18 protein-coding genes are annotated in these 22,313 nt (G+C 42.3%); 4 read left to right on the forward strand and 14 right to left on the reverse strand.

Features of this window, described 5'->3' with window-relative positions; translation table 11 throughout:
* The first annotated feature begins 69 nt into the window (after window positions 1-69).
* Window positions 70-3,438, forward strand: a complete 3,369-nt coding sequence (locus G9X63_RS01340) for a ThuA domain-containing protein (protein ID WP_252623461.1) — start codon at window positions 70-72, stop codon at window positions 3,436-3,438.
* A gap of 88 nt (window positions 3,439-3,526) precedes the next feature.
* Here the strand turns inward: G9X63_RS01340 and G9X63_RS01345 are convergent, their stop codons facing one another.
* The 6 genes from G9X63_RS01345 to G9X63_RS01370 form a co-directional block, all read right to left on the reverse strand.
* The gene (locus tag G9X63_RS01345; protein WP_252623464.1) at window positions 3,527-4,066 is read right to left on the reverse strand and encodes a DUF4199 family protein; all 540 of its coding nucleotides are present in this window, start codon (window positions 4,064-4,066) and stop codon (window positions 3,527-3,529) included.
* Window positions 4,067-5,443: 1,377 nt separating this feature from the next.
* Complete coding sequence (locus G9X63_RS01350; protein ID WP_130894811.1) at window positions 5,444-6,091, reverse strand: ATP-binding cassette domain-containing protein; 648 nt, start codon at window positions 6,089-6,091, stop codon at window positions 5,444-5,446.
* A 1-nt stretch (window position 6,092) separates the two neighbouring features.
* Entirely contained in the window at window positions 6,093-6,326 is a 234-nt protein-coding gene (locus G9X63_RS01355; protein ID WP_130894812.1) for a hypothetical protein, read from the reverse strand.
* A gap of 377 nt (window positions 6,327-6,703) precedes the next feature.
* Window positions 6,704-8,569, reverse strand: coding sequence for an ABC-F family ATP-binding cassette domain-containing protein (locus G9X63_RS01360; RefSeq protein ID WP_130894813.1), 1,866 nt, complete (start codon window positions 8,567-8,569; stop codon window positions 6,704-6,706).
* A 22-nt stretch (window positions 8,570-8,591) separates the two neighbouring features.
* Window positions 8,592-9,458 carry a twin-arginine translocase subunit TatC gene (tatC, locus tag G9X63_RS01365; RefSeq protein WP_130922734.1) on the reverse strand — a complete coding sequence of 289 codons (867 nt, stop codon included), beginning with the start codon at window positions 9,456-9,458 and terminating at the stop codon, window positions 8,592-8,594.
* A gap of 6 nt (window positions 9,459-9,464) precedes the next feature.
* Window positions 9,465-10,754, reverse strand: a complete 1,290-nt coding sequence (locus tag G9X63_RS01370) for a serine hydroxymethyltransferase (RefSeq protein WP_252623467.1) — start codon at window positions 10,752-10,754, stop codon at window positions 9,465-9,467.
* Between the two features lie 150 nt (window positions 10,755-10,904).
* Here G9X63_RS01370 and G9X63_RS01375 point away from each other — a divergent pair, with 150 nt between their 5' ends.
* Together G9X63_RS01375 and G9X63_RS01380 are read left to right on the forward strand one after the other, a co-directional pair.
* Window positions 10,905-12,902: a protein-disulfide reductase DsbD family protein gene (locus G9X63_RS01375; protein WP_252623470.1), complete on the forward strand. Its 1,998-nt coding sequence runs from the start codon at window positions 10,905-10,907 to the stop codon at window positions 12,900-12,902.
* Complete coding sequence (locus G9X63_RS01380) at window positions 12,902-13,348, forward strand: hypothetical protein (RefSeq protein WP_130922737.1); 447 nt, start codon at window positions 12,902-12,904, stop codon at window positions 13,346-13,348. The genes G9X63_RS01375 and G9X63_RS01380 overlap by 1 nt, the downstream gene beginning before the upstream one ends.
* Window positions 13,349-13,421: 73 nt before the next feature.
* Here the strand turns inward: G9X63_RS01380 and G9X63_RS01385 are convergent, their stop codons facing one another.
* Genes G9X63_RS01385 through G9X63_RS01405 form a run of 5 tightly spaced genes read right to left on the reverse strand, consistent with a single transcriptional unit; the run spans window position 13,422 to window position 18,700 of the window.
* Window positions 13,422-13,670 (reverse strand): hypothetical protein, encoded by a 249-nt coding sequence (locus G9X63_RS01385; RefSeq protein ID WP_252623474.1) that lies wholly within the window; start codon window positions 13,668-13,670, stop codon window positions 13,422-13,424.
* 51 nt (window positions 13,671-13,721) lie between these two features.
* On the reverse strand, window positions 13,722-15,425 hold the full coding sequence (locus tag G9X63_RS01390; RefSeq protein WP_252623476.1) for a M3 family oligoendopeptidase: 1,704 nt from the start codon (window positions 15,423-15,425) through the stop codon (window positions 13,722-13,724).
* A gap of 1 nt (window position 15,426) precedes the next feature.
* A complete protein-coding gene (locus G9X63_RS01395) occupies window positions 15,427-16,527 on the reverse strand; it encodes a ferredoxin--NADP reductase (protein WP_252623479.1) in 1,101 nt (366 codons plus the stop codon).
* Complete coding sequence (locus G9X63_RS01400) at window positions 16,475-17,968, reverse strand: glycoside hydrolase family 10-like protein (protein ID WP_252623511.1); 1,494 nt, start codon at window positions 17,966-17,968, stop codon at window positions 16,475-16,477. The genes G9X63_RS01395 and G9X63_RS01400 overlap by 53 nt, the downstream gene beginning before the upstream one ends.
* A 30-nt stretch (window positions 17,969-17,998) precedes the next feature.
* Entirely contained in the window at window positions 17,999-18,700 is a 702-nt protein-coding gene (locus G9X63_RS01405) for a response regulator transcription factor (RefSeq protein ID WP_130922741.1), read from the reverse strand.
* A gap of 67 nt (window positions 18,701-18,767) precedes the next feature.
* Between G9X63_RS01405 and G9X63_RS01410 the strand changes: the two genes are divergently transcribed.
* The gene (locus G9X63_RS01410; RefSeq protein WP_130922742.1) at window positions 18,768-19,850 is read left to right on the forward strand and encodes an AI-2E family transporter; all 1,083 of its coding nucleotides are present in this window, start codon (window positions 18,768-18,770) and stop codon (window positions 19,848-19,850) included.
* Here G9X63_RS01410 and G9X63_RS01415 read toward each other — a convergent pair.
* The 3 genes from G9X63_RS01415 to G9X63_RS01425 are packed head-to-tail and all read right to left on the reverse strand — an operon-like array spanning window position 19,828 to window position 22,275.
* Entirely contained in the window at window positions 19,828-20,565 is a 738-nt protein-coding gene (locus tag G9X63_RS01415) for a LytR/AlgR family response regulator transcription factor (RefSeq protein ID WP_130894823.1), read from the reverse strand. The two genes, G9X63_RS01410 and G9X63_RS01415, sit on opposite strands and share 23 nt — an antisense overlap.
* 7 nt (window positions 20,566-20,572) lie before the next feature.
* Complete coding sequence (locus tag G9X63_RS01420; protein WP_252623515.1) at window positions 20,573-21,622, reverse strand: sensor histidine kinase; 1,050 nt, start codon at window positions 21,620-21,622, stop codon at window positions 20,573-20,575.
* On the reverse strand, window positions 21,622-22,275 hold the full coding sequence (locus G9X63_RS01425) for a histidine phosphatase family protein (protein ID WP_130894825.1): 654 nt from the start codon (window positions 22,273-22,275) through the stop codon (window positions 21,622-21,624). Before G9X63_RS01425 ends, G9X63_RS01420 begins: the two co-directional genes overlap by 1 nt.
* Between the last annotated feature and the right edge of the window lie 38 nt (window positions 22,276-22,313).

The following is a 22,313-nucleotide window of genomic DNA, read 5'->3' on the forward strand; positions in this document are numbered from 1 at the left end:
TTTTTTCTTAAATGTAGCCGAAAATTTCTGTTTTGCCCTAACTTTGTCCCAAACCTATTTATTTTAAACATGAAAAATTCCTCGTTCGGGATCCTCCGAATCACTCTCATTTTTGCCATATTGGTTTCTACGCTTTCTGTATTTGCACAGGCGGCTAATCCATTAGCAGGCAAGAAAATCTTAGTTTTCTCTTCTACGAAAGGTTTCCGCCACTCGTCTATTAAACCGGGTCAAGTTGCCTTGTTTAAGATGGCCAAAGAGAAAGGCTTTTCTGTCGATACGACTGAAAACGCAGCGAACTTCACAGAGAAAAACTTGAAACAATACCGCGTGGTAGTGTTCTTAAACACGACTTCTAACGTATTAAACGATGTGCAACAAATTGCATTTGAGCGCTACATTCAAGCAGGTGGAGCCTATTTAGGTATTCACGCAGCAACAGATACCGAATACGATTGGGCTTGGTATACAAAATTAGCCGGTGGCCAATTTGCTTCGCACCCAGGTCGTCCGAATGTACAAAAAGGAAAATTTACCGCAGTAGATCGCACACACATTTCGACGGCGCACATGCCTGAGACGTTTGATCGCACGGATGAATTTTATGACACAAAGAACTTTAACAAAGACGTTAAAGTGTTAATTACCTTAGATGAGAAATCATATACAGATGGTAAAATGGGGGATTTCCACCCAATGGCTTGGTACCACGAATTCGACGGTGGCCGTGCGTTCTATACGAACTGGGGACACACGCACGAGTCATTTGAAGAGCCGATTGTGGTACAACATTTATGGGGTGCTTTACAATGGTTAGCCTCAGGTCCAGCTCAGGATTATACGAAGAAACTACGTTCAGAATTGCCTCCAGAGGAGAATCGTTTCACGAAAGTGGTTTTAGATCGCAATTTGGACGAGCCTACTGAATTAGCCGTAACTGACGGAGGAAAAATCTTTTTCGGAGAGCGCAAGGGTAAATTAAAGATGTATGACCCTAAAAAGGGAAAGACGAAGGTCGTAGCTGATTTGGACGTATTCTCTAAATTCGAATATGGTTTAATGGGTGTGAATATCGACCCTGATTACAACAAGAATCACTGGTTGTATTTGTTCTATTCTCCTCAAACAGGCAAAGCGGATACGGCACAACACTTGTCTCGTTTTACGTATGATGACGTAAAAGACACCTTGATTATGAGTTCTGAAAAAGTACTTTTAAAGGTGCCTGTTAAACGTGACGGATGTTGTCATACAGGCGGTTCAATCGCTTGGGACAAATCGGGTAATTTATTCCTTTCTACAGGGGATGACACGAATCCATTTGATTCAAATGGGTTTGGACCCATGGATAACCGTCCAGGTCGTGCGGGCTGGGATGCACGTGCTACTTCTTCTAACACGAATGATTTAAGAGGAAAGATTTTACGTATTAAACCCACTCCAGAAGGAGGTTATACGATTCCAGAGGGTAATTTATTCCCGTCGGGTATTTACCATGCAAAACCAGAAATCTATGTAATGGGTAACCGTAATCCTTACCGTATTTCGGTGGATAAGCGTACCGGTTTCTTGTATTGGGGTGAAGTAGGTCCGGATGCGGGTGAAGATTCGAAGAAATATGGTCCACGTGGACACGATGAAGTGAATCAAGCACGTCAGGCGGGCTATTTCGGTTGGCCATTATTTGTAGCGGATAACCGTCCTTACAACCAGCGTGATTTTGCGAAGGATAGCACTTGGGCTACGTATAATCCCAAAGCGCCTATCAACAACTCTCCTCACAACACAGGATTCTCGCATTTACCAGCGGCTCAAAAAGCGTTCATCTACTACCCCTATGTAGATTCACCTGAATTTGGCCCTGTTATTTCAAAAGGTTCTCGTAACGCCATGGCTGGTCCAATCTATTACCGTGATGATTTCCCAGCTACATCGAAGACGAAATTCCCGGCTTATTATGACGGTAAATTCTTCGCATACGATTGGTCGCGTGATATGATCTATACGGTTTCGATGAATGCGAAAGGTGATTTCGTTCAAATGGAGCGCTTCTTGCCTAACACGACTTTCTCTCATCCGATGGATTTAGAGTTTGACAAAAACGGTACGATGTACGGTTTAGAGTATGGACCTAACTGGTTTGCGGCTAGCGAAGAGGCAGCTCTTTACAAGATTGAATACAACGCAGGAAACAGAACGCCTAAAGTGAAGGTGGCTGTAGATAAAGCGGTAGGTGCTTTACCTTTGAAAGCGAAGTTCTCTTCAGCAGGAACGGTAGATTTTGATGGTGATGCCATTAAATATGCTTGGAATTTTGGCGATGGAGGTACGAGTACAGCGGCGAATCCACTACACGTTTTCGCGAAAGCAGGTGTTTACAATGTGAGATTGACGGTGAAAGATGCAGCGGGCAATTCAAATTCTGAGGTGATTAAAATCACAGCGGGTAATGAAGTACCAGCGGTAGACGTAGCGATTGAAGGTAACAAATCATTCTATTGGAATGACAAGCCGGTAACGTATAAGGTTTCGGTTCAGGATAAAGAGGATGGAAGCTTAGCAAATAAGAAAATTGCAGAAGATGATGTTATTATGCAAATCGATTATTTAGAAGGATTTGACAAGACCGTGATTGCACAAGGTCACCAAGCGAATACCTCCTTCTCTGCAGGTAAGCGTTTGATCGATTTATCGGATTGCAAGACGTGTCACGCGATCGATAAGAAGTCAGTAGGACCTTCTTATACAGACGTAAGTAAGAAATACCGTGCGAGCTCACAAAACATTGATGAGTTATCGAAGAAGATCATCTCTGGTGGTGGTGGAGTTTGGGGAGAGAATGCGATGGCAGCTCACCCACAAGTTTCCGTTGCGGATGCACGTGAGATGGTGAAATACATCTTAGGTTTAGCAGACAAGAAAAAAGCATCTAAGCCAGTGGCTGGCCAATATGTCCCACAAGACAAAGGAAAGCCAGGAACGTTTATCTTCCGTGCGATGTATACTGACAAAGGAGCGGGTAAAATTGCGCCGGTAACAGGTTCTAAAGTCGTGACTTTACGCGATGCGAAGTTCCCTGCAGTAAGCGCAGATGCAACAGCTAAAACGATGAAGTTTAAAGTAGATGGAATTGGTGAAATCTTAGTAGCAACTGCTTCGGGCGGATATGCTCGTTACGATGCGATCGACTTAACGGGTATCAAGAACCTCTCTGTTATGGCTACTTATATGGCGGGTCAAACGGTAGGAGGTCAATTAGAGCTCAGAACAGGTAGCGTAACAGGTCCATTGTTGGGTTCTGTTGAAGTAAACGCAACTAAAGCATACAATTTCCCTCTGAACACTTCAGGTGTTCACGATATCTATTTGGTATTTGTGAATGACAAAGTGAAAGAAGGAGCGCTGTATGCGTTAATGAATTTGAATTTCCAGAATTAGTCCATTGCAATAATCAGAATTTAAAAAAGTGAGGGCTTAGGTCTTCACTTTTTTTATTCACGGTAAAAAAGTCATCACTAGATGTTACTTACTCTTCTTTTGATGAATTTTTATAGAAGGCGCTCAATGCTAAGGCTAGGAAAAGATTGATTGCTACCGTTTTTGCGTAATCTTTAGTCATTTTTGCGCTTTCAAATTTTTTTGTTATTTCCTCCTGTCTTTTCTGTAAAGAGGATACCTTATTCTCAATTGTTAAGCTATTCTTTGCTTCTACTTCTTCTATTCTATCCCTCGAGTTTTGAGTTTTTTTCTCAGCGTAAATTACTTTATACTCCGGGAAGAAGTAATTGTAAAAAGCTAGATTGAAGGCAAATATCAGTGAGTGAGCAGTTAGAAAAATATGTAAGTAATAGATAAAGCGATTTTTGTAATAGCTTGAATAAGAGTCTAAGATCTTTTTTAATAAATAGATTGGGATAGCGATAAAAGCAATTAAAAAACAAATTCTCAGAATAGTGATGATACCTGTACTATCACTGAAAGTGTCTGCTAAAATTAGGATGATTCCAATCAGACCCAAAATAAGTCCTAATTGAATAGTTGACTGAAGTATTTTACTTGTTTTCATTTTGGAATTTTCTATTTAAAAACAGAACCAACAGGGTAGAAAATATAAAATATAAATAAAAGTATTTGATAGGGTGGTTTTCATAAAATGAAAGGATGATGTTTTGCTTGGTATAAATATTGTATGATAAAATCAATTTGCCCCAACTAGTAGGAAGCCAGAAGAAAGAATCAAAATAGCTTAAAATGGAAAAGAAAAAGTGTATTAGGTATAAGTAGGTTGTGTTTTTAAAGTAGTAAAAAAAGGAAGTTATTATATAAATATAGGGAATAGAAAAAAGGAGGTAGGTAATCAGATTTTGAATAATAAACGATCTTGAATCTATGGGCGAATTAGGTAATTTCAACTCCATGAAGAAAATATACATGATTGAAAAAGTACTTTCAATCAGCAAGAATAGTATAGTTTTTGAGTGTATTTGAGAAAGTTTGCTAGGAGGAATTATTTCAATTCTGTTTCGGAAATCATTTTCCAGATCTACTTGTAAATAGGATATAAATACAAAAGGGTAGATAATTAATAAACAAAAATTTAAAACTTTAAAGCTGAAAGAAACTTCTTGTAAATACAATTGATTAATAAGGCTTCCTTCTGAAGTGATATTAAAATTAAGGAGCAGTAAAATGAAGGAAAATAGAATACCACCCGTTGCTAACAGAAGCTTTTTGCTTTTGAAATAGAGATAGAGATTATATTTTAAAAGATTTTGCATCTATTTGTAGGTAACAGTTTTTAAAAATTGAACATTTTCACTGCCAATTGCATGGTTTGTGGAATTCAAAAGAAGTAATAGAATTGATCCAATTAATAGGATAATGGTCTTGTTCAGTTTGTAACAATAATTCGCAACAAAAACGACAAGAGGTAGCACTACTAGTGCTTCTATTGTCATTTGGTAGAAATAGTTTGTTTTAGTAATAGGGCTATTCTCCCAATAGTGAATCGGAATATAAGAGTCGAATTCTTTGTTTAACAATATGCTAAGGACTAACGTGAATAATGATAATAGCAGCGTGTTAACTAGTAGGTTTCCAATAAGCTCATTCCTCTTGTTTATTGGTAAAAGTTTCAGGTTTTTACTATTAACGTTTTGAGATAAAAACAGATCAAAATAAAAGACAGCTATTAAAAGCAAGACAACATTTTTATGTATGACACTTAATTTATAAAAACAGTAAGTCGTATAGCTGCAGTTCGGTTTGTCTACATATTCAAAAAGTAGCACAGAGTTTGATTTAAAATGTAAAAAGGCAGCCAGCTGAATCAATAGGACTAGGAGCATGGCAATGATTGCGTTTCTTTTGAACGAGGACTTTATTAGTTCGAATTTGATATAAGTTAGGACCGTCAAATTTATTCCTGTTTAGGTAATATTTTCTAGTTTACTAGTATTTCCCCGTTCGTAATTTGGACGACTTTTGTGTCGAAAAGGGCAATTTCCTTCTCGTTATTCGAAGCAATGATAAATTGCATGTTTTTATACTGAGAATAATCTCGAATAATAGAATGAATTAATGCGGCATTCTCAGAATCTAAATTCGATGTGGGTTCATCTAAAAGAACAAGTTGGGGCTTATGTTGCATAGCCAAAAATAGGTCAAGTCGCTTTCTTTGACCGACCGATAGTTCATTCGCTTTTTTAGTAGAAATCTCAGCTAAATTCAAGGAATTAAATAATGAACTACGATAATCATGGGGGGCTAATGGATATAAATAACTGATAAGGCGTTTGTTTTCTTCAACGCTTAGATGGTTGTAAGAAAGGCCGTTATGAAGACAAACGCCTATCTTACTTAGCCAATTTGTTCTCGTTTTTTCGTTTAGCTCATTTTGATCAATCAGCACTTGGCCCTCGATCGTACGAATACCATTATAAAATACTTTTAAAAATGAAGTTTTACCTGAACCATTACTCCCTTTAATGAATACAACTTTGTCTTCATGAGTTAATTCTAGATGAGGGATTTTAATAGCTGGTTCACCTTTAATGTAACCAGCTATTAAATGACTTATAGAAATATTCATTTTAGTTTGGCCAAAAATTATCTACCGCTTGACGAAAACCGTTATTGCACTCAATAACAGACACTTGATAGGTAAATGTAATAATTTTTAAATCTATTTCAACTGTATAATAGGACAGCTTACAAATAATTGAAACATCAGGTAGTTCACCCCTATCAATGGTAGTTTGTGCTCGAGAATTAATCGGCGATATAATTGTAGCTAACATCGCTATACTAAAGATTAACTTTTTCATAAAAATTGAGTTTTTTTTCATCCCTACTCTTGATTGGTTTTTCGGGTTTCACCAACACACTTGATTTCGATGGAAACGTAGTCTTTATTATCCTATTCTGATAAGTTATTTCACAGGTAATTCCTTGGCTTTGGGTACCGAAATAATCAGTATACAAGGCCCTAATCATCTACAGCAAGTATGATTAAAACAAATTATTAAGGGGGAGAACAGGATTATTGAAGCAGAAAAGAGTCAATAATACAAAGGGATATAAGTGGTCGGAGAATTCGATTTCATCTAAACCACGATTTAAATGTAGCGTATTAAAACGAATAAACAATTTAAAAAAAAAGACCGAAGAATAACTTTCTTCGGTCTTTGTAAATTCAGCTAGCTTATCTATCCGATAACTCGAGCCACCTCAGCTCCTTCTCTTCCAGCTTATTCTTGATGTCCTCGATAGCTTTCGCCCAATCGGTTAACAATTGAAAGTCTTCCGAGCCCTGGTTGAGTTTTTCGACGAAGGAATCTTTTTCGATTTCTAAAGCCGCCATTTCTTTTTCAAGTTCCTCGAACTCTTTTTGTTCCTTGAAGCTAAGCTTAGGTCCTTTAGGTGCTGCCGCTACGGGAGCCGATGTCGATGGAGCTTTTACGGGACTTTGCTTGGCAGCCGGCTCATCTTCCTTGTTTTCTAAAGCCGTGCGGTAATCCGTGTAGTTTCCATTAAAGAAGTTCACTTCGCCTTCACCTTCTACTAGAATTAACTGGTCTACTAGATTGTCCATGAAATAGCGATCATGGGAAACTAATAAAAGACACCCTTGGAACTCACTTAAAAAGTCTTCTAGTAACTGTAAGGTGTCTAAGTCCAAATCATTCGTCGGCTCATCGAGAATCAAGAAATTCGGATTCTTTACGAGTACGCGCATTAATTGTAGACGCTTCTTTTCGCCACCTGACAGCTTTTCCACCGGAGTATATTGCTGAGCAGTAGGGAAGAGGAATTTGCTCAAAAACTGGCTTGGGCTGAGTGATTCGTTCTTTCCGTAAGGGATGACTTCAGCGATTTCGGTGATGGTGTCGATGACGCGTTGTTCTGGGCGGAAATCGAAGGGAATTTGGGTATAATAGCCCACCACTAGCGTTTCGCCGGGATCGATGGTGCCTGAATCCGGTTGTTCTAAACCAGTTAAGAGTTGTAAGAACGTCGTTTTGCCGGCGCCGTTTTTGCCTACGATACCGATGCGGTCCTTCTTCTTAAACGTATACGTAAAATCGTTGATGATCTTCTTGTCTCCCCATGCCTTTTTCAGGTGGTTGATTTCGATGATCTTGTTACCTAGGCGGGACATTTGGATGTTGAGTTCCAGTTTGCTGTCGTCTAGTTTTTTGTTTGCTTTTTCTTCGGTTTCGTAGAAGGCATCGATGCGAGATTGGGATTTTGTTCCACGCGCTTTGGGTTGCTTGCGCATCCACTCGAGTTCTTTACGGTAGAGGTTTTTTGCCTTCGAAACGCTGCTGGCATCCGATGCTTCGCGCTCGGCTTTTTTCTCTAAAAAATAGGCGTAGTTTCCTTCGTAGGTATAGATGGAGCCGTCGGCTAATTCCATCATCTTATTGCAGACCTTGTCTAGGAAATAACGGTCGTGGGAGACGACTAAAACGGTTACGTTAGGGCCGGACATGATTCCTTCCAGCCATTCGATGGTTTCGATGTCCAAATGGTTAGTCGGCTCATCCAGAATCATAATGTCTGGACTCTCGATAAGTAGTTTAGCGAGGGAAAGGCGTTTCTTTTGGCCTCCGGATAAAGTAGAAACCTTTTGGTCGCCATCTGGAATGCCTAAGCGGCTGATAATTTGTTTCGCACGTGCCTCGTAATCCCATGCGTTGTGGGCTTCCATTAAGGCGAAGGCGTCTTCTAATTCTTTCGAATCGCCAGACAGCATCGCTTTCTCGTAGGATTTGATGGCAACTGCGCTAGGTAAATCGTCCGAGAACAGGTAATTAAGGACTTGTTCGTTTTCAGCGAAAATCGGATTCTGAGGTAGGTAACCTACGCGAATTCCTTTGCGGATGGAGATTTTTCCCTCGTCTGGCGTTTGCATCCCCATGAGGGATTCCATTAAGGTGGTTTTACCTGTGCCGTTTTTCCCGATGAGGGCTACTTTTTCGCCTTTTTGGAGGCCAAAAAATAAACCTTTAAACACCCATCTTTCGCCTAGGTTGCGTGATATGTTCTCCGCCGATAAATAATTCATTCGTTTGTTGTTGAGAATTCGATTAAGAATTCGATTCCATCTCTTCTTCTCTCATTTTACGCTTCAAGACGCGGCCTGAAACGCCAATACTGATTTCATATAAGCCTAAAAGTGGGAACGCCACTAAAAGCTGTGAAATCACATCTGGAGAAGGGGTGATGATCGCCGCCACGATAAAAATGACAATAAGGGCATGTCTGCGATATTCCCGCATGAAGGATGGGGTTAAAATGCCTACTTGAGATAGCACAAAGGCTATCATCGGTAATTGGAAGGTGATTCCGCAAGCTAACGTCAACATAGATAACAAGGAAATGTAATCGTTGATGTCAAATTGGTTTTGGATGCTCGGATCTAATTTAAAGTTCGCAAGGAAATTAATGGCCATAGGTGCCACCACAAAATACCCGAAAGCAACCCCACTAAAAAACAATACAGAAACCCAAAATACCGCCCCACGCGCTGCTTTCAACTCCTTGCTTTTTAAGCCTGGTTTGATGAAGCGCCACAATTCGTGGAACATGTAAGGGAACGCAAATAAAAGACCTACGATGATCGACTGTGTTAGGGCCATCATGAATTGACCTGAAACCTCTCTACTTTGAAGTATAAAATCAGCCTTCTGCATGCACAAACTAGGCATGTTGAAGAGGTCAGCGGCTTGACACAGGATTTGGTTCGTATAAAAATCCGTTTTCGTGGGACCTAAAATGATCGAACTGAAAATGAATTCACGGAAGAACCAAGCGGCCACTGCGAAAATAAAAAAGGAAGCAACAGATCGCAGAATATGCCATCTTAATTCTTCTAAATGACCTAGGAAGGACATCTCTGTGCCATCCGATGCGTCATCGTCGTCGAAATCGTCAAAATCTTGATCTGTTGCCATGTGTTATTATAGGTATAATGGGAATTGCTTCACCCACTCATTTACTTCTCCTTTGATAGATTTCAATACCGCCTCATTATCGTGGTTCATCAAGGCCTTGTCGACCATCTCCACGATTTGAGCCATATCCGTTTCTTTCAAACCACGTGTCGTCATCGCCGCCGTTCCCACACGCATACCTGAAGTAACGAATGGAGACTTGTCGTCGAATGGAACCATGTTTTTGTTGATTGTAATATCGGCTTGAATCAACGTATTCTCTGCTAATTTACCACTCAATCCTTTCGGACGTAAGTCAATTAACATCAAGTGATTATCTGTGCCGCCTGAGATGATATCGTATCCTTTCGCTAAAAAGGCCTTCGCCATCGCTTGCGCATTCGTCTGCACCTGCTTCGCATATGCCTCGAATGTAGGAGTTAATGCCTCGCCAAAAGCAATCGCTTTCGCCGCAATCACGTGCTCTAAAGGACCACCCTGCGTTCCTGGGAACACGGCGCCATCTAAACACGCAGACATCATTTTCAATTCTCCTTTTAAGGTTTTAAAGCCAAATGGATTCTCAAAATCATTCCCCATCATAATCAAACCACCACGTGGTCCACGAAGCGTTTTGTGCGTCGTAGTCGTGATAATATGGCAATGTTGAACCGGGTTATTTAATAAACCCTTCGCGATTAACGCAGATGGGTGTGAAATATCAGCTAATAAAATCGCTCCTACTTGGTCAGCGATCGCGCGTAGACGGGCATAATCCCAATCACGAGAATAAGCAGACGCTCCACAAATGATCAATCTTGGTTTTTCTTTAAGGGCAGTTGCTTCTACTTTGTCCCAATCGATCAATCCCGTTTCTTTCTCTACACCGTAGAAGAACGCTTGGAAATATTTACCCGAGAAATTCACTGGAGAACCGTGTGAAAGGTGACCACCGTGAGACAAATCAAATCCTAAGATTTTATCGCCTGGGTTTAAGAAAGATAAGAATACCGCCGCATTCGCTTGCGCACCAGAGTGAGGTTGAACGTTTGCCCACGTTGCTCCGAATAATTTCTTTGCACGTTCAATCGCTAAGGTCTCTACTTCATCCACTACTTCACAACCACCATAATAACGCTTTCCTGGAAGACCTTCCGCGTATTTATTCGTTAAAACACTTCCCTGTGCTTCCATCACCTGAGGAGAGGTGAAGTTTTCAGAGGCGATTAATTCAATGCCAAATTCTTGGCGATGTGCCTCCTGGTTAATCAGGTCAAAAATTTCTTTGTCTCGTTGTGTAGGGAAAGTGGATGCCATAAAAAGAAATGGGTTCTGGATTACAATTTGAAAGGTCAAAAATACGTTTTTTTCTCCAAATTGAAAAACGAAAAGAGCCTATAATAAGACAAATATCACGCACGTTTCTGCGCTTTTTTCTTAATTTTGACTTTGCATTTTGAGACAAACATGAAATTAAAATATATCGCCTTTCTTTTGTTCGCTTTCTTGGCCATCCCGGCCATTGCCCAAAAGATTACCCCCGCTAAATGGTCTTGGTCTATCAAGCCTGCAAACCCGAAAGTAGGGGAGCAAGCAGAGGTCATTTTTAAAGTCGCCATTGAAAAAGATTGGTACCTTTACTCGTCTGATTTCGACAAAGATTTAGGGCCGGTCGTGACAACGGTTACCTTTAAACCAGGAGTTGGTTTTCAAACAGTGGGCGGCCTAAAAGCCATCAATCCCCATTCGAAAACGGATACCGAGATTTGGAATGGTACCTATACTTATTTTACTGGTCAAGCCGAATTTCGCCAAAAAATCAAAATTACCGCCTCGGCTTACACGATTGAGGGTTCCTACGATTCCCAATCTTGCTCGAACGTTTCTGGACTTTGTGTGCCTATTAGAGGCGTTTTCGCTTTAAGTGGAAAGGCGGAGATGGCGGTTACGGCTGACACAGCTGCCGTTCCCGTTATCGAGCCGGTGACTGTGGACTCCGTAGTGGCAAAACCTACTGTTGCGGCCACACCTACTGAAGCACCCGCAGATGACTCCCTTTTCGCTTTCTTTTGGATCGCCCTAGGTGCCGGATTCTTGGCTTTATTAACACCTTGCGTTTATCCATTAATTCCGATGACCGTGAGTTTCTTCACGAAACAAAAAGGCGGTAAAGGATTAGCCTTTTTATATGGTGGATTTATTGTGTTGATTTATGTGTTTTTCGGAACGCTATTAGCCTTCTTCGCGGGAGCTAGTTTTGCGAACTTCTTGAGTACACACTGGATCCCGAATATGCTCTTCTTTACGATATTTATCTTGTTCGGTATTTCGTTCTTGGGTGCGTTTGAAATTGTGTTGCCATCGAACTTAGTGAACACGGTGGATGCGAAGTCGGATAAAGGTGGATTCATCGGCGTGTTCTTTATGGCCTTCACGCTTGTATTAGTTTCCTTTTCTTGCACCGGTCCGCTTGCTGGATCCATTTTAATTGCGGCTTCCCAAGGTGCCTTCTTGAAACCAATCATCGGGATGTTAGGTTTCTCCTTAGCCTTTGCGATTCCGTTTACCTTGTTTGCGATCTTCCCGGGCTTTATGCAGAAATTGCCTAAATCCGGCAATTGGATGAACGAGGTGAAAGTCGTTTTGGGCTTCTTAGAAATTGCGCTTGCATTTAAATTCTTAAGTGTAGCGGATCAGGTTTACCACTGGCATCTATTGGATCGTGAGATCTTCCTAGCGATTTGGATTGCGATCTTTACGGCCTTGACTTTGTATTTATTCGGTAAGATTTCCTTGCCACACGATGGTCCTGCGAAGAATCTGTCAGTTCCACGTACCTTGTTTGCGACGGCGGTTTTAGCCTTTGTTATTTACTTGGTTCCGGGGATGTTCGGAGCGCCGTTGAAAGGGCTTTCTGGCTGGTTGCCACCGATGAATTCGCAGGATTTCAAAGGATCGCAAGCCGTTGAGCCTGTTGCGCAAAAAACCGGCGCATTATATAGCGATTTCTTAGAGTTGCCATTGGGTCTCGATGGCTATTTCGATTTTGAGCAGGCGAAAGCCGCTGCGTTGAAGGCAAATAAACCCTTGTTTATCGACTTCACGGGACATGGTTGTGTGAATTGTCGGAAGATGGAGGAATATGTTTGGTCTGATCCTTCCGTTTTACAGCGACTAAAAAACGATTATGTGGTGGTGGCCTTGTATTGCGACGACAAAACGGAATTGCCGGCAGACAAGTGGTATACATCTAAAGTAGACGGGCAGGAGAAGAGGACTTTAGGGGACCAAAACCTCGACTTTCAAATTTCTCGCTTCAACTCAAACGCGCAACCGCATTACGTTTTATTAGATCCTCGTAAGGATGATAAGCCTATGGTTCAACCGGTCGCTTTCGACGCCAATGTCTCTCACTTTGTTAGCTTCTTAGACGAAGGTAAATCCATCTATCAATCTGCGAAATAATGTCTTGGGGAGCCTATTCTGGTGTAATGATCGCCACGGGATTGAAGTTTATCGCTGGGCCCATCACGGGTTTTAGCCTAGGCTTGACTTGGTATGAGACTGTACTATTTACGTGGTTAGGCGCGATGGCTACGGTAACGATTATCATCACAGCCGGAAAAGCCATCTTAGGATTGGTTGCCAAGTACCGCAGCTCAAAACCCAAACTATTCTCCAAACGAATTCGTTACGCGGTGGATATCTGGCAACGCTTTGGAATTAAAGGAATTGCAGCGTTAACACCGTTGATTTTTACTCCGATAGGAGGAAGTTTACTAGCGCTTTCGTTCAAAGTACCTACTGCGCGCATCTTATTTTTTATGGGAATCTCCTCGCTGATTTGGGCACTCATCTATGTGGCTGGAATTTACCAATTGACTTTCTTGCGTGATATGCTGGTGCATTAATCGTACGGCTCTCGCGAAAGAGCATAAAAAAAGCCGGATAAACCGGCTTCTTTAAAATCTATGTGATCAGGAATTAGTTTCCTTGATTAATTGCTTTTCCTTTGAATAATTTCTCGCGGATGGCATTCGCTTTCACTTCTAGTTCAGGATTTGCATCGTAGGTTAATTTCGATTGAACCGCTGCACTGTCTGGGTGAACACCGTACACATACTCATCGCCTTTGCGCACGTCTTTTTGTTTAATTGTGTTGTTTTTTTGGTAATCACAAGAAGTCGCTACCACTAAAATGGCTACTAAAGAAAGTAAATTCGTTAATTTCATAAGGCTGTGTCAATAATTATTTGCAAAAATAAGGAATAGGTCATCGTTCGCCTAACTTTCGGCAATTTTTTTAAGTTGATCCGCTAAAAAGTCCATTAATTCCTGGATATACGGCTTACTGAAATTGAATTCGATACCGGCTGTGGCATAAATCGTTTTCATCGGTTGCGTATATCCTAGTGAAAGGGCGGCGATGTATTGCTCGAGGGCTTTTTTCGGATTTTGGCAATAATTACGCCAAACCGCCAGCGCTCCTAATTGCGCAATCGCATACTCGATGTAATAGAAAGGCACTTCGAACAGGTGCAATTGTTTTTGCCAAATATTCGACCGCACCTCCGCTAATCCCGTCCAATCCGTCACCGTATCCGAGAATTTCGAAACGATTTCATTCCACTTTTCTTCGCGTTGTGCCACAGAATGTGTTGGGTTCTCATACACCCAATGCTGGAAAGCATCGATGGTCGCCACCCAAGGAAGTGTTTCTAAGATATCTTCTAGGTGTTTGATTTTGGCACGTTTCGCCTCTTCGGGATTCGTAAAATAATGTCCCCAAAGGTCCATTGTCATCAATTCCATACTCATCGAAGCCAGCTCAGCCACTTCAGAGGGGAAATTACGGAAGGAATTTAAGGCTAGGTCTTTGGTCAAAATACTGTGCACCGCATGCCCGCCTTCGTGTAACAAAGTCACCACATCACGCACGGTTCCTGCCGCGTTCATAAAGATGAATGGGTAGCCCGTTTCCTCTAATGGATAGTTGTAGCCGCCTGGATTCTTGCCCTTGCGTGAGTCTAAATCGAATCGATCCAATGTCACCATTTCTTTCAGGCAATTGCCCAAGAACGGATCCATCTCGTTGAAAACGCCGATCGTTTTGGTCAATAATTCTTCTCCTGTCTCGAATGGTTTCAAAGGTCCGCGACCTAATGGATCTACCGCCTTATCAAAAGGTTTCAATGCATCCAGCCCCATCTCCTCCTTGCGCTTCGCCGCCGCTTCATTCAATAAAGGGACAACTGTTTCGGCTACCGCCTCGTGGAATTCAAAACATTCCGCAGGACCGTAATCAAAACGGCCTAAGCTCGCGAAAGCATAATCGCGGTAGTTTTCAAAACCCGCGTTCAAAGCTACTTGATGGCGTTTTTCAATAAGCGAAGTATACAAATCGTTTAACTCATTTTTGATCGTCAAACGTTTTTGCACCATCGTTTGGTACACTTCTTCGCGTTCCGCGCGATCTGTAGATTCCAACAATGCCCCCGCCTGTTGTAAAGTTTTTTCTTCGCCTTTAATCGTCACCATTAAGGCGCCGGTTAAGGCCCCATAATTGGTTTCTAAATTCTGTAATTCCGTGAACAAGGGAATATTTTCCTCGCGGAAGATTTCGATCGCCTTCTTCATGCCGCGTAACATCACCGGGAATCCCGTTTCTGTTAGTTCGTTTACGAACGGACTTTCGATCACTTTCTTATTCCAAGCGTCATCGAAAACAGAGGCATTGGGCATAATTTCGTTCACAAACTGAGCGTAGCTCGTTTGTAACGTTTCGTTTTGGTTATCGCATGACATTTTGATGTAGCGCCACGCGAAGTTTTCTGATAAGTAGGATTCTAATTCGGAGCGGTTCGTGCAAAAATCCCGTAAATCAGCAATGCTGGAGATTTCCGTCGCACTCAATTGCTCAAAATAAGGCAACACCGATTCCCAGGTACTTAATTGAAAATCTGCCGGTAAAAATGTTCTCTGTTTCATATTAATCTAAGTCAATCACTACGCCAGCGCTCAATGGATGCGCCACGCAAGTTAAAATATAGCCCTTCGCGATCTCGCCTGGGGTTAAGCCGTCTTCCTCGTCCATCCCCACTTTTCCGCTCGAACATAGACCCATACAAGCCGTACACATGCCTGCTTGGCATGAATAGGGGATGTCTAAGTCAGCCTCTAAAGCCGCCTCTAAAATGGTTTCGCTCGGTTGAACGGTAATTTTATGTTCTTTTCCTTCGTAAATCAGGGTCACTTCTTGCGTTTGCAACGTGCCATCCTCTTCGGCTTGCTCCATCTCTTCGCTGGCCACCACTCCGAAAGATTCCTGGTGAATTTGACCTGCCGGCACATCAAACATCGCTAAAGACGATTGCACTTCCGTCATCATTCCTTGCGGACCGCACAAATAATAATGGGCAGATGCGATGTCTAGGCCTAGTTCTTGTTTTAAATAATACACAATCGAAGCCTGGTTGATTCGGCCTTTCAATCCTGGCCAATTCGCAGCGGGTTGAGAGATAACGTGCAATACTTTGAAGCGATTGGAGTGCGAGGACTCTAATGCATCCAAGATCTTTTTGAAGATAATTTGATCCTCGTGACGAGAACCGTAGATTAAGTGAATTTTAGACAACGGTTCGCCATGTAAGATCGTTTTGATCATCGACAACAAAGGCGTGATCCCTGAACCTGCGCCCACGAATACATAATTTTTTGAAGCAGACGCCTCGGCTTCCAATGTAAAATTTCCCATCGGCTCCAATACCTCTAGGCTATCACCCTCTTTCAAAGTATCGCAAAGAAAGTTCGATACTAAGCCTCCATCGATGCGTTTTACCGTGATGGCAGGGGACATATCGGTCTTCGAGGAAGACGATAAGCTATAACTTCTGCGGACTTTTTTGCCCTCGATTTCGGGGATGACGGTTAAAAACTGACCCGATAGATAATGCAAAGCATCGTGAATCGGTTGCCAAAAATGGATCGTCTTCGTATCGATCGTCTCTTCCGTAATTTCTTTAATTTTTAAATGCATATTAATCGCTGCTAACGGGTTTAATCCAGGCGATAGCGCTCGGCCTGCTTTCATTGTGCAGACGATCGAGGGCGGTCACCGTAAATCCATAACCCGGTTTAAGGTCATCTTGTTCCAAAAATACTTCCGTTGCCTTCCCTTTGTAGATAATGTTGCTTGGATCTTCCAAGTACTTTTTGTCCTGTTTCGGGATTCGGTACACCACATAATAGGCTACCGGATCTTTATCATCCGATTCCTCGCCGGCTTGCCATTTAAGCTTTTTATTGGCTAAAAATACCTGAGTAGGCGCATGCGGCGCAATACTATCGAGCCACGGCGTTGTAGGGACTAAAGCCGGATGCACAAAATAATGAGCACGCAACGTATCCCTAAAGCCCTTTGTATTTTTCGTCAAAGAAGTCGAACTATAAAAAATCAATCCTTGACCTTGAGACATACTTCGGCTAATTTCCACCTGCTTTTTCATTTCCTTATTCGTCCACACATCCCCTAAATGATACGATGCCATCCCAAAATACACCGGTTTCCCATAGGAATGCGCATTCCACCACTCGGCTAATGGCTTAAAAGGCGCCACTCGGTGTGCCGTATCCCAATACAATTGTGGCGCGATATAATCTAACCAGCCCTGCTTTAACCAATAATCTGTATCCGCATATAAATCGTCATAAGATTGCAAACCTTTCACCGTAGGCGATCCTTTCACGGGATCAGATGTTTTATGTCGCCAAATCCCAAATGGACTTATCCCAAACTTCATTTTCGGATTGGTCTTGCGAATGGTCTCGGAGATTTCCTGAATTAACGCACTCGTATTACGACGCCTCCAGTCTGCCCTAGATTCACCCGAAAGCCGGTATTTTAGATAGGTATCCTCGTCATTTAATTTTGATTTCGGATCTGGATACGGATAAAAATAATCGTCAAAGTGGATTCCATCCACATCATAATTCAAAATGATATTACGTACGAGTCCTGCGATGTAATGGCGTACTGCAGGAATACCAAAATCAAACAGCAACTGTCCCCCATAAGACAAAAGCCATTCTGGGTGTTTTCTAGCGACGTGTTCTGAACTTAATAGCGCTCGCGATGACATGGAAGCACGGTTCAGGTTTAACCAGGCGTGAAATTCCATCCCACGGGCATGCGTCTGATTGATCATAAATTCCAAAGGATCGTAATAGGGGCTAGGCGCCTGCCCCTGTTTCCCAGAAAGGTAGGTCGTCCAAGGTTCAGCACTTTTCGCATAAAGCGCATCAGAGGCGGTTCGAATTTGGACAAAAAGGGCATTGATTCCTGTTTTCTGGTGGGAATTCAATAGATCAATAAATTCGGATTTTTGTTTCGCGCCGTCGTAATTGTGCGGGCTGGGCCAGTCGATGTTTTGGACTGTCGCCACCCAAACTCCCCTCAACTCACGCTTAGGTCCCTGCGCTAGCACACAGGTAAATAAAAGACAAAAAATAAGGGTTGAAATTAGGCGCATCATTCAGGATGCAATTTACCTAAAAATGGGCAATTAGGCTTTGTCGATTGAAAATAAATAGCCTACCCCCTTCAATGTTTTGATGTAATATTCTGGGATTTTTTCGCGCAATTTACGGATATGTACATCCACCGTGCGTTCCACTACGAATACATCTGATCCCCAAACCTTTTCTAATAACTCATCACGGTTAAATACCTTATTCGGGTTCTTGGCTAAGAAAGAAAGCAATTCAAATTCCTTTTTAGGTAAAATCAAGGCTCTTCCTTGGAATGTGGCTGCATATTGCACGCGGTCAATGACTAAATCTCCGATGGAAATAACGTCGTTTTTCGACTCAGGAACAGCTACTTCACGTGTTAGTAAGGCGTTGATTCGGCTAATTAAGGCACGTAATTTGATCGGTTTTACGACATAATCTGTGGCTCCACTTTCAAAAGCAGCGATTTCGGTGTACTCTTCACCACGTGCCGTAAGGAACAGGATGAGTGTATTTTTGAATTCGGGATTTGATTTGATTTGGCGGGCTGCTTCGATGCCATCCATTTCTGGCATCATGACATCCATGATGATTAAATGAGGTTGGAAAGATTTAGCGGCAGCGATGGCCTCTTTTCCATTTGTTGCTTTTGCTAAAAGAAAGTTTTCTTTTAGTAAATTGTATTCCAATAACTCCAAAATGTCTGCATCATCATCTACGAGTAGAATTTTGTATGCGGGTGAAGCTTGTGCCATAGGTTGTGAACGGATTACGACACAAATATAGGAAGTCGTATGTTATGTAATTGTTAATTTATTAGATATGTCAAACAACACCGCTTATTCGTCCCGTTTATCCAACGCCCTCTTATCGATGGCTTTGATTATTGCTGCGGCTTATCTACTTCAGGACTTGTTGATTTTACTTTCTTTTGCGCTCGTTCTCTCCCTTTTGTTATTGCCTGCGAGTAAGTGGATGGAGGCCAAAGGTTTTCCCCGCGCCCTGTCCATCTTCATCGCCATCTTGCTGACCTTTGCTCTGATTTCCTCTTTGCTTTTTGTCGCAGGAATGCAAATCATGGAATTCTCCTCTGAGTTTCCTCTCTTCGCAAAAAAAGCCGAAAAGTGGATCTCCAGCTTGCAGTCCTTTATTTCAGCTAATTTCAATATCTCGCGTCGGAAGCAAATGCTAGAGCTGAGTAATGAGTTGATGGCCTTGTTGAAAAACTCTGGAGTGATTATTAGCACCACATTTTCGACCGCTCTGCATACAGTAACGGCCCTCATTTTAGTGCCGGTTTTCACCTTTTTCTTTTTGTTTTACCGCGATTTTTTTGAAAGCTTTTTGCAGAAAGTGTTTCCTAAGACGGAAGCACAAGTCTTAACGAAAGTGATGGAAAAAACGGGATCCGTGGTGCAAGGTTATTTAGTCGGATTGCTGGTTGTTATGTTAATTGTAGGCGTGTTGAATTCGGTCGGATTTTGGTGGATTGGAGTGGAATATCCGGTGTTTTTCGGATTTTTGACGGGTGTCTTATTGTTGATCCCCTACATCGGCATTTGGATGGGTGCTTTGTTGCCTATTTTATTGAGCTTGGTGACCTTGAGTCCATCGCATGCGTTAGCCGTGGTGGCGTGGGTAGCGGCGGCTCAGTTTATTGAAGCGAATTTTATCACGCCTCTTGTGGTGGGATCGAAAGTGAGTATGAACCCGATGGTGGCGATGCTGGCCTTGTTATGTGGAGAATTACTATGGGGAATTCCAGGATTGATTTTAGCACTTCCACTCACGGCTGTGATGAAAGTGATTTTTGATTCCATCCCTAATCTAGCACCCTATGGATTCTTGTTAGGGGAAGCACCAGCGCGAACTACTAAAAGTACTAAAGAGACAAAAGCTCCTTAAACCGGATCGATTGCCGGCGGGAAATTTCTATTTTCTCTGCTTTTTCGCCTTTTAAGGTTACTTGTAGTCCACCGGAAAACCAAGGTTCAATCTTCTCAATGAAGTTCAGGTTCACAATGTGTTTGCGGTTGCAACGGAAAAATAATTTCGGATCTAAACGCTCCTCTAAAGAGTTGAGGGATTTGAGGACGAGGGGTTTTTGGTCGTCAAAAAACAAACGAACATAATTCCCCATCGATTCACACAAGCGCACGCGATCCAAACGCACAAACCAACATTTCTCCCCGTCTTTCACAAAAATCTGGTCATTACCGCCTAATACGTGATTGGCTGTAACCGATTTTTCTGTGGAAGCTGGACGCTGAAAACGGGATTCTAATTTTTGAATACTTTCACTTAATCGCGCTAACTCGATCGGTTTTAAGACATAATCTAAGGCATTTACCTCAAATGCCTTCAACGCATATTCGTCAAAAGCGGTTGTGAAAATAATCTCCGGTAGAAAACCATCCCATTCCTCCAGCCATTCAAAACCTGTTTTGCCCGGCATTTGGATGTCTAAAAAGACCACATCGGGTTGTAATTCTTCGATGAGTTGACTCGCCTCATCCGTATTCGCCGCTTCACCGATTACCTCGATGGACGGAAAATTCTCTAATAAACGTTTCAGTTCATTTCTGGCAAGGCGCTCGTCGTCTACAATGATGGCTTTCATAGGGGATTTAGGCTATTGTTTCAGCAAGATACGGAATCGTTACGGAAGCGAGGACGCGATTTTTGTCCAAAGGTTTTAAGTCAATATGAGCGGTCTCACCGAACAATAAAGTGAGTCTGTTTTGGGAGTTTATTAAACCGATGCCCGTTGATTCCCCACGAATTTTCAAATGACCCGGATTAATCACTTGTAATTGAATTTGATCACCAATCACCTCACCCTTAATTTCGATTAATCCTTCCTTTGAAGAATGAGCAATCCCGTGTTTGATCGCATTCTCCACCAAAGTCTGCAATAACATAGGCGGAATCTGGGCTTGATTTATTTCCTTCGCAACGTCTACTTTCCAGGTCAGGCGTTCTTCATAGCGGATCTTTTCTAGGTTCAAATAGTCGATAATCGTGTCTAATTCTTCCGCGATGGAAATGGTTTTCTTGCGCTCCGTTAACAGGGAGCTGCGGAGTAGTTTGGAGAGTTGGTTGATCCCTTTTTTGGCCTTAGCCGGATCCTCTGTGATTAAGGCACGAATGCTATTGAGAGCATTGAATACGAAATGGGGATTCATCTGCGCGCGCAAGACCTTGCCCTCCGTTTCTTGAATGGCGCGTTCGAGTTGGTTATTCTCCCGTTCCATCACGAGCTGTTTCTTGGAATATTGGAAGAAGAAGTAGATTAACATCCAAATCGCGAGCGGCTTCATAAAGTTAAAGAGGTACTGCGTGATGATGAAGGGGCTCATTTGGACTTCAAAATTCTCTCCTAATAAGTATTGATCGATGGGCAAATTCAACGCAACCAGGCAAGTCGCCATCACACAAAGGGCGATGAAATGATTACGCAACATGGCAAAAAGAGGCAAATCCTGCCAAGCAAACTGCTTTGTTATTCGCTTGTATTGATGGGTAAGCAAGATGGCTAAGGAGATGTTTGCTAGAGACGCATACAACCACGCCCAGTGCCAGCCGTATTGATTCGTGTATAACACCGCTTCATTGAGCATCCAAGCGAACCACCCGCCGGATTGCAACGCCCAATACATTCGTTGTCGTAATATCATTACATTGATTGCGGTAAATCCTCTAGGTGAATGACGCAGTTACCTTTTAATAGCCTAAATTCCTGCGCAGTATAATCGTATTGCAGGTGGTAGAGGCACAGGTTTTGGTGCGCATACTGATCCATATGGTGGAGTGGCGCGTTAAATAAATGGGTTAATAAAACCCGCATCGCACGTCCGTGCATCGCGATTAAAATAGCTTTTTCTTCCGGTCTAGACAGGAGAAGGTCGACCACTGGCTTTTGGCGTTCTAAAACTTCCACTGGACTTTCCCCCTCTTCGGATTGAACGTGGACATTGCCCTCGCGCCAGGTCTTCGTTAGGTTTTTATAGTATAAATCATCCTCCGTATTAGGTGATTTACCTTCCTTATTTCCCCAAGAAATTTCGTTTAAGCCTGCGTGTTGCTCCCATGGCAAACCTTTGTCGATAAACCCTTTCACCGATTGATGCGTTCTGCGCAAAGCTGAAGTATAGATTTTATCAATCGGGAGATCTTTGTAGTGCGCAAAAAAAGCGGCAGCCTGTTTTTGGCCTAACTCATTTAAATCTGCATCAATCCCACTGCCCTGCACGACCCCCTTGCGATTGTATTCCGTTTCGCCGTGGCGAATCAGGTAAATATCTTTCACTAAATCAGGCCGAGCTTGCATATTAATCGTATTTTATTCCGAATTTTAGCCAAAATTAC

It is taken from the genome of Aquirufa antheringensis, from assembly GCF_023921165.1.
Taxonomy (GTDB): domain Bacteria; phylum Bacteroidota; class Bacteroidia; order Cytophagales; family Spirosomataceae; genus Aquirufa; species Aquirufa antheringensis.

What these genes read in the sequence shown, in the direction of transcription:
- G9X63_RS01350 (WP_130894811.1), bottom strand. Translation starts at nt 6,091, where the DNA reads ATGAATATTTCTATAAGTCATTTAATAGCTGGTTACATTAAAGGTGAA.
- G9X63_RS01415 (WP_130894823.1), bottom strand. Translation starts at nt 20,565, where the DNA reads ATGAAAGCCATCATTGTAGACGACGAGCGCCTTGCCAGAAATGAACTG.
- G9X63_RS01355 (WP_130894812.1), bottom strand. Translation starts at nt 6,326, where the DNA reads ATGAAAAAGTTAATCTTTAGTATAGCGATGTTAGCTACAATTATATCG.
- G9X63_RS01375 (WP_252623470.1), top strand. Translation starts at nt 10,905, where the DNA reads ATGAAATTAAAATATATCGCCTTTCTTTTGTTCGCTTTCTTGGCCATC.
- G9X63_RS01395 (WP_252623479.1), bottom strand. Translation starts at nt 16,527, where the DNA reads ATGAAAGCAGGCCGAGCGCTATCGCCTGGATTAAACCCGTTAGCAGCG.
- G9X63_RS01390 (WP_252623476.1), bottom strand. Translation starts at nt 15,425, where the DNA reads ATGAAACAGAGAACATTTTTACCGGCAGATTTTCAATTAAGTACCTGG.
- G9X63_RS01425 (WP_130894825.1), bottom strand. Translation starts at nt 22,275, where the DNA reads ATGCAAGCTCGGCCTGATTTAGTGAAAGATATTTACCTGATTCGCCAC.
- G9X63_RS01420 (WP_252623515.1), bottom strand. Translation starts at nt 21,622, where the DNA reads ATGATATTACGACAACGAATGTATTGGGCGTTGCAATCCGGCGGGTGG.
- G9X63_RS01380 (WP_130922737.1), top strand. Translation starts at nt 12,902, where the DNA reads ATGTCTTGGGGAGCCTATTCTGGTGTAATGATCGCCACGGGATTGAAG.
- tatC (WP_130922734.1), bottom strand. Translation starts at nt 9,458, where the DNA reads ATGGCAACAGATCAAGATTTTGACGATTTCGACGACGATGACGCATCG.
- G9X63_RS01360 (WP_130894813.1), bottom strand. Translation starts at nt 8,569, where the DNA reads ATGAATTATTTATCGGCGGAGAACATATCACGCAACCTAGGCGAAAGA.
- G9X63_RS01400 (WP_252623511.1), bottom strand. Translation starts at nt 17,968, where the DNA reads ATGATGCGCCTAATTTCAACCCTTATTTTTTGTCTTTTATTTACCTGT.
- G9X63_RS01345 (WP_252623464.1), bottom strand. Translation starts at nt 4,066, where the DNA reads ATGAAAACAAGTAAAATACTTCAGTCAACTATTCAATTAGGACTTATT.
- G9X63_RS01405 (WP_130922741.1), bottom strand. Translation starts at nt 18,700, where the DNA reads ATGGCACAAGCTTCACCCGCATACAAAATTCTACTCGTAGATGATGAT.
- G9X63_RS01370 (WP_252623467.1), bottom strand. Translation starts at nt 10,754, where the DNA reads ATGGCATCCACTTTCCCTACACAACGAGACAAAGAAATTTTTGACCTG.
- G9X63_RS01385 (WP_252623474.1), bottom strand. Translation starts at nt 13,670, where the DNA reads ATGAAATTAACGAATTTACTTTCTTTAGTAGCCATTTTAGTGGTAGCG.
- G9X63_RS01410 (WP_130922742.1), top strand. Translation starts at nt 18,768, where the DNA reads ATGTCAAACAACACCGCTTATTCGTCCCGTTTATCCAACGCCCTCTTA.
- G9X63_RS01340 (WP_252623461.1), top strand. Translation starts at nt 70, where the DNA reads ATGAAAAATTCCTCGTTCGGGATCCTCCGAATCACTCTCATTTTTGCC.